The sequence below is a fragment of the Bradyrhizobium sp. LLZ17 genome, assembly GCF_041200145.1.
Lineage (GTDB): Bacteria > Pseudomonadota > Alphaproteobacteria > Rhizobiales > Xanthobacteraceae > Bradyrhizobium.
On sequence record NZ_CP165734.1, the window covers coordinates 4,102,487 to 4,114,839 of the forward strand.

At 64.4% G+C, this 12,353-nt stretch carries 13 protein-coding genes, 1 tRNA gene and 1 pseudogene; all 15 read right to left on the reverse strand.

Features of this window, described 5'->3' with window-relative positions:
* Positions 1 to 162 precede the first annotated feature (162 nt).
* Positions 163 to 1,375 (reverse strand): annotated as a pseudogene (locus AB8Z38_RS19805) (MFS transporter).
* A gap of 144 nt (positions 1,376 to 1,519) precedes the next feature.
* Positions 1,520 to 2,428, reverse strand: coding sequence for a LysR family transcriptional regulator (locus AB8Z38_RS19810; RefSeq protein ID WP_369719550.1), 909 nt, complete (start codon positions 2,426 to 2,428; stop codon positions 1,520 to 1,522).
* A 93-nt stretch (positions 2,429 to 2,521) separates the two neighbouring features.
* Complete coding sequence (locus tag AB8Z38_RS19815) at positions 2,522 to 3,070, reverse strand: hypothetical protein (RefSeq protein WP_369719551.1); 549 nt, start codon at positions 3,068 to 3,070, stop codon at positions 2,522 to 2,524.
* A gap of 145 nt (positions 3,071 to 3,215) precedes the next feature.
* Positions 3,216 to 3,701 (reverse strand): nuclear transport factor 2 family protein, encoded by a 486-nt coding sequence (locus tag AB8Z38_RS19820; protein ID WP_369719552.1) that lies wholly within the window; start codon positions 3,699 to 3,701, stop codon positions 3,216 to 3,218.
* Between the two features lie 246 nt (positions 3,702 to 3,947).
* Positions 3,948 to 4,023, reverse strand: a tRNA-Phe gene (locus AB8Z38_RS19825).
* A 197-nt stretch (positions 4,024 to 4,220) separates the two neighbouring features.
* Positions 4,221 to 4,403, reverse strand: a complete 183-nt coding sequence (yacG, locus tag AB8Z38_RS19830) for a DNA gyrase inhibitor YacG (RefSeq protein ID WP_369719553.1) — start codon at positions 4,401 to 4,403, stop codon at positions 4,221 to 4,223.
* A gap of 144 nt (positions 4,404 to 4,547) precedes the next feature.
* Positions 4,548 to 5,177: a Maf-like protein gene (locus AB8Z38_RS19835; protein ID WP_369719554.1), complete on the reverse strand. Its 630-nt coding sequence runs from the start codon at positions 5,175 to 5,177 to the stop codon at positions 4,548 to 4,550.
* A gap of 150 nt (positions 5,178 to 5,327) precedes the next feature.
* Positions 5,328 to 5,795 carry a low molecular weight phosphatase family protein gene (locus tag AB8Z38_RS19840; RefSeq protein ID WP_045002373.1) on the reverse strand — a complete coding sequence of 156 codons (468 nt, stop codon included), beginning with the start codon at positions 5,793 to 5,795 and terminating at the stop codon, positions 5,328 to 5,330.
* 72 nt (positions 5,796 to 5,867) lie between these two features.
* Positions 5,868 to 6,365: a UPF0262 family protein gene (locus AB8Z38_RS19845; protein ID WP_369719555.1), complete on the reverse strand. Its 498-nt coding sequence runs from the start codon at positions 6,363 to 6,365 to the stop codon at positions 5,868 to 5,870.
* Positions 6,362 to 7,657 carry a histidinol dehydrogenase gene (gene hisD, locus AB8Z38_RS19850; protein ID WP_369719556.1) on the reverse strand — a complete coding sequence of 432 codons (1,296 nt, stop codon included), beginning with the start codon at positions 7,655 to 7,657 and terminating at the stop codon, positions 6,362 to 6,364. The genes AB8Z38_RS19845 and hisD overlap by 4 nt, the downstream gene beginning before the upstream one ends.
* A 140-nt stretch (positions 7,658 to 7,797) precedes the next feature.
* Positions 7,798 to 8,244 carry a DUF2948 family protein gene (locus tag AB8Z38_RS19855; protein WP_369719557.1) on the reverse strand — a complete coding sequence of 149 codons (447 nt, stop codon included), beginning with the start codon at positions 8,242 to 8,244 and terminating at the stop codon, positions 7,798 to 7,800.
* A gap of 64 nt (positions 8,245 to 8,308) precedes the next feature.
* Entirely contained in the window at positions 8,309 to 9,133 is an 825-nt protein-coding gene (locus tag AB8Z38_RS19860) for an alpha/beta fold hydrolase (protein ID WP_369719558.1), read from the reverse strand.
* Positions 9,134 to 9,260: 127 nt separating this feature from the next.
* The gene (locus tag AB8Z38_RS19865; protein ID WP_369719559.1) at positions 9,261 to 9,770 is read right to left on the reverse strand and encodes a hypothetical protein; all 510 of its coding nucleotides are present in this window, start codon (positions 9,768 to 9,770) and stop codon (positions 9,261 to 9,263) included.
* A gap of 328 nt (positions 9,771 to 10,098) precedes the next feature.
* Positions 10,099 to 10,407 (reverse strand): EthD family reductase, encoded by a 309-nt coding sequence (locus tag AB8Z38_RS19870; RefSeq protein ID WP_369719560.1) that lies wholly within the window; start codon positions 10,405 to 10,407, stop codon positions 10,099 to 10,101.
* A 218-nt stretch (positions 10,408 to 10,625) separates the two neighbouring features.
* On the reverse strand, positions 10,626 to 12,332 hold the full coding sequence (locus tag AB8Z38_RS19875; RefSeq protein WP_369719561.1) for an FAD-dependent oxidoreductase: 1,707 nt from the start codon (positions 12,330 to 12,332) through the stop codon (positions 10,626 to 10,628).
* Positions 12,333 to 12,353 lie beyond the last annotated feature (21 nt).

The following is a 12,353-nucleotide window of genomic DNA, read 5'->3' on the forward strand; positions in this document are numbered from 1 at the left end:
GTTCGGGTTTTTGCATATCATCACCGCTAGGTTTCCTGCGCCGGCCGCCGGATTGCAGGACGGTTCCGTCGCACAACAATTCCCACGCGGCGCGCAAGTTCGAGTGGACCGCCTGGATGTGGCGGTGAATGTTTTTCATCAATGGCAGGCGGCTCGATTGCCTCATTGCTGGGCAATGGTACGAGCATGGCGGCTTGCGCGCCGTCCGAAGCAGGCGAAGAGCGCAGAGGCACAAAGCAAGGCCGCGCTGATGCCGAAGGTGCTTTGGTAACCGCTCGAATCGTAGAATTGACCCCCGACGGTGGCGCCAATAGTGATCGCGAGCTGGATGATGGCCACCATGAGACCCCCCACCCCGCTCGGCATCGTCAGGCAGCACCCGGCTGAGCCAGGTCCACCACGCGACGGGCGCGACCGTGCCGATCAACCCCCATGCCGCAATCAGGCTAGCCACGGCCGGAAGCGAGCTTCCGAGAAAAATGAGCCCAACCGCGATCAACGCCATCGCCAGCGGCATTGCGACAAGCGGGCCGTAGAGCCGGGTCTCGAGGATCGTACCGATCAAGTAGGTTCCAAGCAGTCCGGCGAGACCCATGATCAGCAGCAGCGACGAAAGGGTGGAAACGCTGACATGAGCGATGGTTTCCAGGAACGGCCGCACGTAAGTGAACAGCGCGAATTGCCCCATGAAGAAGAACGCGACGGAGGCCATTCCGAGACTGACCTTCGGAATGCGAAGGATACCGAACACGGAGACCTCGCGTGTGGCTTTGTCCGCCGGCATCGACGGGAGCGTCAGGAGTTGCCAGACCAGCGCGAGCGCCGCGAACGGAACGACCGAAAAGAAGGCGCCTCGCCAACCGATGCACTGACCGAGAAAGCTTCCCAATGGCGCGGCAATCGTCGTCGCCAGCGCATTGCCGCCGTTGAAGATGGCGAGCGCCCGCGGCACCTGCCTCTCGGGGACCAGGCGCATGGCAGTGGCCGCAGACATCGACCAGAAGCCGCCGATGACGATCCCGATCAGCGCCCGCCCCGCCATGAAGACGGATTGGCTCGGCGCAACCGCTACGATCAGCCCCGAGATCATCATCACGCCGGTGAGAGACAGCAGGACGATCCGCCGATCGATGCCGCGCGTCGCTCTAGAAATGAGCAGGCTCGCCAGCACGGCGAAAATTCCGGAGACGGCGATGGCCCGGCCCGCTTGACCCTCCGTGATGTGAAGATCCGCGGCGATCGGCGTCAGCAGACTGACGGGCATGAATTCGGACGCAATCAGCGTCGCAACGCACAAGGTGAGCGCGAAGACCGCGCTCCATGCAGGCGCTTGCCGGCGAACGGCGCCGTTCTCATGCGTGGTTTGAACTGTCATTGTTGCCTCTGAACGGCTCAGCGCCCGGGCGAGCCGGACATCAGGCGACCATCTGCCGCCTTCGTTCAGATAACTTTCAGGCGAGCTGCAGAATAGGCCAAGCCAGTCGGACGGCGCGTTGAGAGGAATTCATCGATGGCCGTTTCAAAGGCCGAGCGGACGCAGCTCGCGGACGAGATCGATGAACAGTCGAAGCGCCGCGGGGAGCTGGCGCCGGCTCGAGTAGTAGATATGGAAGCCGGGGCCAAGCGGCGCCCAATCGTCCAACACCGTCCGCAGCGTGCCGTCGCGGAGATCCTTGCGGACCATCGGCTCGGCGACGTACATCAGCCCAGCCCCGTCCCTCACCGCGACCAAGCCAAGATGGCCTTGATCGACGGTGAGCCCGCCTGGGGCATTCACCTCGATCTTCTCGTCACCTCGCTCGAATTCCCAGCGGTAGATGCTCTCGTCTCCGATCCGAATCTTGACGCAACGATGAGCCTGGAGGTCGTCAGGATGCGTCGGCGCGCCGACCCGCTCGATGTAGGACGGCGCCCCGACGACCATCCACCTGACGTCAGCGGACAGACGCTGTGCGATCATGTCCTGCGGCACCGTGCCGCCATGGCGGATCCCTGCGTCGAAGCCGCTTTCGATCACGTCGATCATCCGGTTGTTCACCGAGAATTCAATCTCGACGTCGGGGTAGCGATCGAGGAACGTCGCCATCACCGGTCCGACGAGAAATTCGGCCGCCTCGGTCGGCACGCTCATTCGCACGCGGCCCATCGGTCCGTCCCGGAAGCGATTGAGCACGTCCATCGCGCTTCCGATCTCGTCGAACGGCCGCGCCAGCGCAGACTGCAGCGCCTCGCCGGCCGCAGAGAGCGTCACGCTGCGGCTGGTCCGGTTGAGCAGCCGGACCCGAAGGCGCTCCTCCAGGCTCCGGATCGCGTGACTCAGCGCCGAAGCGCCGATGCCGAGCTCGAGCGCAGCGCGACGGAAATTCCGGTGCTTCGCGATCTCCAGGAAGTAGGCAAGGTCAGCAAGGTCGGACCGGCGAAACTGCATGCTCAGCGGCTCTCACGCAAATACGCCCTCGCAGGAGGCGACGACTTCCCAAGCGGCATTCTTACGTCAGTCGCGCCCGGTGACAGCGGTGGGTCATGAGCCGCGCTGAATCCGATCAATCAGCGCGCTGACGGCGCGCTGCGCTCGGAGCCGATCGGCGGTTCTGACATGGGCCGCCTCTTGAAACGCAACAATCTCGAACACGATCTGCTGTGGATCCGCATTGGGCGCTAACGCACCCTCGCCCTTGGCCTGCATTGTCGCCGAAAGAAGCGCTTGGCGCCAAATCTCCCTATACTCCGTGACAAGCGATTGAATGGCGCCCGGCCGGGCGCGATACTCGCCAGCTACCGCCGTCACTATGCAGCCGCCCGGAAACTCCTCGTCCTCCAGCAGTTGGAACCAAGCATCGCAGAGCGCCTTCAGCGCCCCTAAAGCGCCCCGCCGGGCGCGCATTTTGGCACGCAACGCGGCGGCAAATGCGTCCGCACCAAACCTGAGTGTTTGTAGCTGAAGATCCTCTCGGTCCTGGAAAAGATTAGCCAAGGTGCTCTTCGGGACGTTGGCAACGAGCGCCACACGACCGAACGTGATTCCCTCTAGGCCCTCGATGCCGGCGATTTTGGCGGCTTGTTCGAGCACAGCCGCGCGGGTCCGATCGCCTCGGACTCTGCGCCCGTCGGGCCGTTCACTTCTTGGAATCGTCGCACTCATCGGCAGAAAATTACACGACCGGTCGTCTAGATTCAAATTGACCGCTCTGCCTCTGGAATTTTCGCGGTCGCGACTAGGCCACACCTGCACTGGTTTTCGCAACCACGGCCGCCATGCGTTCAGCCAAGCCTCTGGTGTCCCAATAGACATTGGCTTGGTAGATGCGATCGCCGCGAACGTTGAAACGATCTACGCCGCTCCACGCGAGCGGCTGGCCGGCGACGCTTGCGGTCGCTTGCCATTCGATCATCACAGCGTCGTCCGTAGGCGCCCACCGCACCACCTCGAGTCGCAGATCCGGCAGTCTCCTCAAGACGTCCCTGAAATGTTCGACGACAGCCTCTCTGTTGCCCGGAGCAGTCATCGGCGGGATCAGATTTTGTGTCTCCGGGTGCATCAGATCGCGCAAGGCGTCCGCGCTCGGCTTGTCCCACTTCTCTGCAAAGCGCGCGACGATATCGCGCGCTGCGGCAAGCTGCCCCGCAGTGGGAGCGACATAGGCATTTTGAGCTTGGGTGCCAACACTGGACATTGTTGTCTCCTGTTCAATTAACAACACGATCGTACGTATTGTTTTTACGGCGAAGAGTCAACAATTATAAGTACGATCGTCCGGCTTGTTGTGAAGGCGACCTTCTCCTCGCGTTCGCGACAATCTGGCCGAGCTCCTCCGGTAGCGGTTGGGAGTGCTTTCAGGGACGTCACATTGCGAGCGGCATTGACCACCGTTTTTTTTTTACAAACGTGCAGCGCTAATCCGTTGGTTGCTGATTCAATCGGGGAGAAGAGACCCTTAGAAGGGCCGTGGTGCCCAGGGGCGGAATCGAACCACCGACACTGCGATTTTCAGTCGCATGCTCTACCAACTGAGCTACCTGGGCGTGCTCCAAAGAGGGGCCAAAGAGAAGGTCAAGGCCTATGGAGCGGGCGGTTTATAGTGGGCCGGAAGCGGCCTGTCCACCCGGCTTCGCCAAGAGGCTTCGCCGGGCACGGCCCGGCTGTGCACAAGCTGGGGCGGGCTTGCCGCGGCTCGGGCCGGGTGGATCGGGATATCAACTAAATCACTGACATTGCTTTGTTATTCTTCGCCATCCACTTCGTCATCGCGGCCGGGGATGACGTAGGAGCCCTTCAGCCAGCGGTTCAGGTCGACGTCGCGGCAGCGCGACGAGCAGAACGGGCGGGTGGCCTCTGACTGCGGCTTGCCACAGATCGGGCAGGTTTTGAGGGGACCGGCGGGCTTTTTGACGTGGTCGTCCATGGGCGCGGCAGCTTACACGAGGTGACGGGGATCAAGCGCCTATCGGCAAACGGGTTCCTGGGATCGCGGTGCACGCAGAATCTGCCGGAGCGGGCGGGCCGATTCTACTGTGCATGGGGTTGTTTTCGCGTTTTTTCTTGGCGCTCACACGGCGATGGCGTTGAGCCAGCCGAAGCGGATCGGAAATCCCTCGCCGCCGAGCAAGGTCGTGGTCTCGTAGAGCGGCAGGCCGACGACGTTGGTGTAGGAGCCGACCATCTTGACCACGAACGACCCGGCGATGCCCTGCACCGCATAGCCGCCGGCTTTGCCGCGCCATTCGCCGGAGCCGATATAGGCCTGGATGTCGTCTTCCGACAGCCGCTTGAAGCGGACCCGGGTCTCGACCAGCCGCTGGCGGAAGGCCTCGCGCGGCGTGACCAGACAGATCGCGGTGTAGACGCGATGGTTGCGGCCGGATAGCAGCCGCAGGCACTGCGCGGCTTCGTCGACGAGGTTGGCCTTGGGCAGGATGCGGCGGCCGACCGCCACCACCGTGTCGGCTGAGAGGATGAAGGCGCCGCGCAGCTCGTCGTCGAGCTGGACTGATTTGAGCGCCGCATCGGCCTTGGCTCGGGCGAGGCGGTTGGCGCAGGCGCGCGGCAGCTCGCCCCGCTTCGGCGTCTCGTCGACGTCGGCGGGCCGGAGCGCATCGGGCTCGATGCCGGCCTGGTTGAGCAGCGACAGGCGCCGCGGCGAACCGGAGGCAAGAACGAATTTGGGGCGGCCAAGCATCAGGTGATTTTGGGAGGACGAAGCAGGGGTGAATTGCGCGCGGAACCTATCGGAAGGGGGCTGATTTCACAACCCGGGAACCCGGACTTTACTGATTCGGGGACCTCGGGATGCGTGTGCCCACAGTCTGTGACGCCGGTGTTACGGGAACTACCCGCTCGCCGCCCCCACCTTCGCGAACCGCCGCCGGATGCGCATCAGGAGCTGGTCGCAGACCTCGCGGTAGGCGGCGAGCTTCTGATCGCGGCTGCCTTCGATGGTGGTGGGATCATGCGTCGGCCAGTATTCGACGTCGGCGGCAAGCGTCCTGGTCAGCTCCAGCGCCTTGTGATGCGCCTCGGGTGAGAGGGTGATGATGAGGTCGAAATTCAACCCCTCCCAATCCTCCAGCTCCTCGAAGGTCTGCGGCTTGTGCGTGGAGATGTCTTGTCCCAGTTCGTCCATCACCGCGACCGCGAACGGATCGAGTTCGCCCTTCCTCGCCCCGGCTGACTTCACGTAGAGGCCCTGCGGAAACATGTGCCGCAGCAGGCTCTCGGCCATGGGCGAGCGCACGCTGTTCATCGCGCAGGCGAACAGCACCGATTGCGGATCGCGTGCGCGTGGCGGACCCGCCATCGCCGCCTAGCCTTCTTTGATCGAGGGCACGGCCTTGTCGGAAAACCGCTGCACACTTTCCCGGGCCATGCCCTACCCCTTCCAATGCAGAACGGTGATGAGTGTGAACAGCCGGCGCGAGGTCTCGAAGTCGACGCGGACCTTGCCCTTCAGCCGCTCCTGCAGCGTGCGCGAGCCCTCGTCGTGGATACCGCGGCGGCCCATGTCGATGGCCTCGATCTTGTCCGGTGTCGCTGTCCGGATCGCCTGGTAGTAACTGTCGCAAATCATGAAATAGTCCTTCACGATCCGCCGGAACGGCGTCAGCGACAACAGATGAGCGACCACGGGCGTGCCGTCCTCGCGGCGGATGTCGAACATCAGCCGGCTGCCGGTGATGCCGATATGCAGCGTGAACGGCCCCTTACCGTCGGCACCCTCGGGCGCGAACAGGTTCTGCTCGATCAGATCGTAGATCGCGATCGCGCGCTCATGCTCGATGTCCGGTCCGGAACGGCCGATCGATTCCTCGTCGAGGGTGACCGCGACGATGCGATTGGTCGAGTCGTCCTGTTCGGGCGGCTTTGTCATGACAGATTGAGGCGCAATCCGATCGAGCGCGAATGGGCGTCCAAGCCTTCCGCCTTTCCGAGCGTCATGGCAGCCGGACCCAGCGCGCGCAGCTGATCGGGACCGCATTTCAGGATCGAGGTGCGCTTGATGAAATCGTGCACCGACAGGCCTGACGAGAACCGCGCCGAGCGCGCCGTCGGCAGCACATGGTTGGAGCCGCCGACATAATCGCCGATCGCCTCCGGCGTATGTGCGCCGAGGAACACCGCGCCGGCATTGCGAATCTTGGCGGCGAGCGCATCCGGATCCGCCGTCATAATCTCGAGATGCTCGGCGGCGATCGCGTCCGCGAGCGGGATGGCGTCGTTGAGATTTTCCACCATGATGATCGCGCCGAAATCGGCCCAGGAGCGGCCTGCGATGGCGGCGCGCGGCAGCGTCTTCAGCTGCGCTTCGACGGCGTTTTCGACATCGGCGGCAAGGCGCGCGGAATCGGTGATCAGGATCGATTGCGCGCTGGCATCGTGCTCGGCCTGCGCCAATAGGTCCGCGGCGATCCAGTCGGCATTGCCGGTGTCGTCGGCAATCACCAGCACCTCGGAGGGGCCGGCGATCATGTCGATCCCGACCTTGCCGAACACCAGCCGCTTTGCGGCGGCGACATAGGCATTGCCGGGGCCGACGATCTTTGCGACCGGCGCGATCGTCGCCGTGCCGTGGGCGAGCGCGGCCACCGCCTGCGCGCCGCCGACGCGGTAGATTTCTGTGACGCCGCCGAGCCTGGCTGCCGCAAGCACCAGCGGGTTGAGCTTGCCGTCGGGCGCCGGCACCACCATTACCAGGCGCGAAACGCCGGCAACCCTCGCCGGCACCGCATTCATCAGCACCGAGGACGGATAGGCCGCAGTCCCTCCAGGCACGTAGAGGCCGGCGGATTCGATCGCGGTGTAGCGCCAGCCGAGCTCGACGCCGAGCGGGTCGGTGAAGCGTTCGTCCTTCGGGAGCTGACGCGAATGGTAGCTCTCGATCCGCTCGCGCGCGAGCCTGAGGGCATCCAGCGTCGCGCCATCGCAGGCCTTCACAGCGTCCTCGATCTCGCCGGCGGTGACGCGCAGGGAGGCCGCATCCAGCGTCAGCCGGTCGTATTTTTGCGTGGCCTCGAGCAGCGCGGCATCGCCGCGCCTGGCGACATCGTCGACGATCGCGCGCGCCGCGGCCTCGACGTCGGCCGAAGCCTCGCGCTTGGCGGCGAGGAAGGCTACGAATCGCTGGTCAAAATCGGCGCTGCTGCGGTCGAGGCGAACGGGCATGTTTCGATGCCTTTTGGCTGGTCTTTCGGGGGCGGATCGGCGTCGCAAGACCCCTGCTCAATGGCGCGGCGGCCCCCCGCCGTCAACCCTTGGCCGGGACGACACCGGAGCAAGTTTCGCTGGTATATCGCAAGCGGGCCTTACCCCTCCCCCTCCATCTCGACCCCGATCCCCAGATCATCCGCCCCGAGGTCGGTCAGCTCGCATTCCAGGCATTCGACGTCGAGGCGGATGGCGCCGCCTTGGGCGAACAGCAACAACGCGCTGCCGCCGGGCTCCTCGCGGCCGTCCTTGGGGTGAAACTCGATCCCAACCAGGTCCAGAACCGCCTCAGGCGCCTCAACATCGATGTCGCGCGACTTGCAGGCGAGCACGCGGTCGAAACGGAGCGCCGAAACCAGCCGGCGCGGCTCGGCCTCCCCGTCCAGCGTCTGCTCCCAGTCCAGCCGGCTCATGCCGACCACCAGGCGCTTCTCGGCCTGCCGCCAGATGATGTCGGAGGCTTGCACCCGGGCATCCTGCACATGAGTCGAGATCACGGCGAGATCATCGGCATCGAGCGCGATCAGCTTAAGCTGGGAAGACATCGCCGACAGTTCTCCTTCGGGGCGGATAGGCCTCAACGCGCGGAGGTGCCAGAATATCCAATCCTCATTCCCTGAAGAACGCCAGCAGGTCGGCGTTGATCGCCTCGGCGTGCGTGGTCGGCATGCCGTGCGGAAAGCCCTTGTAGGTCTTCAGCGTGCCGTTCTTCAGCAGCTTCGCCGACAGCGGGGCGGAATCGGCGTAAGGCACAATCTGGTCGTCGTCGCCATGCATCACCAGCACGGGCACGTTGATCTTCTTCAGATCCTCGGTGAAGTCGGTCTGCGAGAACGCGACGATGCCGTCGTAATGCGCCTTCGCGCCGCCCATCATGCCTTGCCGCCACCAGTTCTGGATCACCACTTCCAACGGCTTTGCGCCGGGGCGGTTGTAGCCGTAGAACGGGCCGGCGGCGATGTCGCGGTAGAACGCCGAACGGCCAGCGGCGAGCTGGGTCTGGAAATCGTCGAACACGCTCTTCGGCAGGCCGCCGGGATTGGCCTCCGTCTTCACCATCAGCGGCGGCACCGCGGAGAGGATCGCAGCCTTCGCCACCCGGCTCTCGCCGTGGCGCGCGATGTAATGCACGACCTCACCGCCGCCGGTGGAATGGCCGACGTGAATCGCGTTCTTGAGGTCGAGATGCGCCGTGACGGCCGCGAGGTCGTCGGCATAGTGGTCCATGTCGTGACCGTCCGAGACCTGCGCCGAGCGGCCGTGGCCGCGGCGGTCATGCGCGACAACGCGATAGCCACGGGTCACGAAGAACATCATCTGCGCGTCCCAGTCGTCGGAGGACAGCGGCCAGCCATGGCTGAATACGATCGGCTGGCCCGAGCCCCAATCCTTGTAGAATATCTCGACGCCGTCTTTGGTGGTGATGGTGGGCATTGGGGAAGCTCCTGCAGTAAGTGCGTCATTCCGGGCACGCGGAGCGTGAACCCGGAAGCCAGAGATTGTTGCGCGAGATTCCGGGTTCATCGCTGCGCGATGCCCCGGAATGACGACGGACGGTGGATCAGGCGAACGCCATCGGCCGGTAGCGGCGCCAGGCGCCAATGATCACCACCACGAAGAACACCAGCACGAAGCCTTGCACCACGGCGAACACCGGGCCCGCGGGCGGGGCCGGTGGCACGGCCGGCGCGAGTGCGGCCAGCGCCGGCACTTTCAGGAACGACTGGATGATCAGCACGAAGACGTTGAAATAGAGCGAGACCATGGCGGTCACGATGTAGACCGGACGCCAAGCGCCTTTGAGCTTCATGCCGTAGAGCGCGATGCAGGCGATCGCGAGCAGCACCAGCGAGATGGCCGCGATGATATGCGACGGCAACAGCTCCTTGAACGGGAACAGGAAGCCGGTCGCGTTGGTGAGGATCGTGAACAGCAGGAAAATCGCTGTGAGGCCCGGCATCGACTTCGAGCCGAGCAGGCCGAACATCACGACGAGACCGGCGGCGATGCCGATCAGGCTGATGATGACATGGACCAATGTGAAGGCGGGCAGGCTCAACCCAACAACCATGACATCTCTCCTACTCTCTGCATTGAGATCCAGGAATTGGTATTACGGTCCTCGTCGGATTGCTACATGCCTCGGCATCACACATGCGTATCAAGCCATACGTTATCTCGACAAACGCATGACTGAATTTTTTGCAGCGCTGTCAAAAAGGCTGCCACGAACGACGGCAGTTTGTAACCCGGATGGAGCGCAGCGTAACCCGCGCCTTCGCGTACGCGGATAGAGTCCCGGATTGCGCTTCGCTCCATCCGGGCTACGAGTTTTCACGAAACTTGAATCGAATTTGGCGAGAGCGGCCCGCGATGCCCGGGCCGCTCTCGCGTGCGGTTCACACTTCCTTGGTGTCGAAGATCAGCAGGTCGGCGCCGCCAGTGGCGAATTTCGGCACATCGCCGGCCGCCGCCTTGCCTGCTTCGCTGCCGAATGCCGCCTGGATATCGGCCACGCTGTTGAAGCTGAGAATGGCGACGAGGTGGATTCCGGATGGTCCGGCGGGGGAGCCGACAGGCCCCCTGCTGACCGCGTACTTTGTCAGGCCGGGAAGTTTCTTGGCGATCGGGATGTGGGTCTCGGCATAGTGCTTGTCGAAGGCAGCAGTATCCTTGGGCGTCTTGTAGAGCACGACGAGTTCAGCCATTTAGTTCCTCCCATTTGAGTTCCTGGTTTTATGCCGAACCCTCATGGTGAGGAGGCGCATCAGCGCCGTCTCGAACCATGCCGGCCCGGATCTAACAGATCGGCCTCTATCCTTCGAGACGCGCGCAAGAGTGCGCTCCTCCGGATGAGGGATAGTCTGTGGCACACGGCGAGATGGCAAGTCAGATTCGTCCTGCCATCTCCATGTCTTCTCCTTGACTAAAGCGCCGGTTTTGCGGCGTCGCCGAGATAGCCGTGCAGGGAGGCCACGACCTGCGCGCCCTCGCCGATGGCGCCGCCGACGCGCTTGACCGAGCCGGAGCGGACATCGCCGACGGCATAGACGCCGGGGACGGAGGTCTCCAGCGGCGCCACGAGCCGGCCGAGATTTTGCTCGGCCTGCGCGCCGGTGACGACGAAGCCGCCGCGGTCGAGCGTCACGCCGCAGCCGTCAAGCCAGCCGGTGGCTGGATCGGCGCCGACGAACAGGAAGAGATTGCGGACATCTGCAAAATCCTCGTCCGCCGACAGCCGGCTCTTCCAGCGGATGCGCCGCAGCAGCGACGCCTCGTCGCCCTCGAGCGCGGTGATTTCGGTGTTGAACATCAGTTCGATGTTCGGCGTCGCCTCGATGCGCTCGATGAGATAGCGCGACATGCTCGCACCCAGGCCGCCGCCGCGGATGATCATCAGCACCTTTTTGGCATGACCGGACAGGAACACGGCCGCCTGCCCGGCCGAATTGCCGGCACCGACCAGCGCCACCTCTTCTCCGGCACAGAGCCGCGCTTCGATCGGCGAAGCCCAATACCAGACGCCGCGACCTTCGAACCTGTCGAGATTGTCGATATCGGGCCGGCGATAGCGCGCGCCGCTCGCAACCACGACCGCGCGCGAGCGCAGCACGTCACCGCCATCGAGCTCGACCGAAAATGCGCCATCGCCACGCGCGCAGTCGAGCGACTTCACGGTCATCGGGATCATGATCTCGGCGCCGAATTTTTGCGCCTGGTTGAACGCGCGTGCGGTCAGCGCCTGGCCGGAAATGCCGGTCGGGAAGCCGAGATAGTTTTCGATGCGCGCACTGGCGCCGGCCTGACCGCCGAAGGCGCGGGTGTCGAGGACGGCGACCGAAAGCCCCTCGGACGCCGCATACACCGCGGTGGCGAGCCCCGCCGGTCCGGAGCCGACGATCGCGACGTCGTAGATGCGGTCGTTGCGCGGGCCGCCGATCATGCCGATCGCGCGCGCAAGCTCGGTCTCGCCGGGGTTGCGCAGCACCGCACCGTCAGGGGTGACGACCAGCGGCCAGTCCTCGGGCTTCGGCGAATAGCGCGCGATGACGTCGGCGGCATCGCGATCCCGATCGGGATCGAGCAGATGATGCGGCTGGCCGTTGCGGGTGAGGAAGCCCTGCAAGCGCACCACACCGGCGGAATGCGACGGCCCGATCAGCACGACACCGCCGATGCCGCCCTGGAGCAGATTGACCCGGCGCAGGATCAGCGCGCGCATGATGCGCTCGCCGAGTTCGGCCTCCGCGACCAGCAGCGCGCGCAGCCGCTCCGGCGGCAGCAGCAGCGTCTCGACGTCGCCCTCGGCGCGGCCATCGACCAGCGCCGGCCGGCCGGAGAGCTGGCCGAGTTCGGCCAGGAATTGCCCCGGCCCCTGCTCGATCAGCGGCGTGACATGACCGAGCCCGTCGCGCTGGGTGATGGCGACATGGCCCTTCAGCACGACGAACATGCCCGGTCCGGGCTTGCCGGTCTCGAACAGCAGCTCGCCATGCGCATAGGTGCGGACTTCGCCGAAATGCTGCATGCGCGCGATTTCGGCTGCTGTCAGCGTCGGAAAGGTCTGCTCGGGGCGCGTGAAGCGCGACATCATCGCGTCTCGATCACTGTGTTCCGGTTCGTCCTGCCCCATTGCCGCTCTCACTCATTCCAA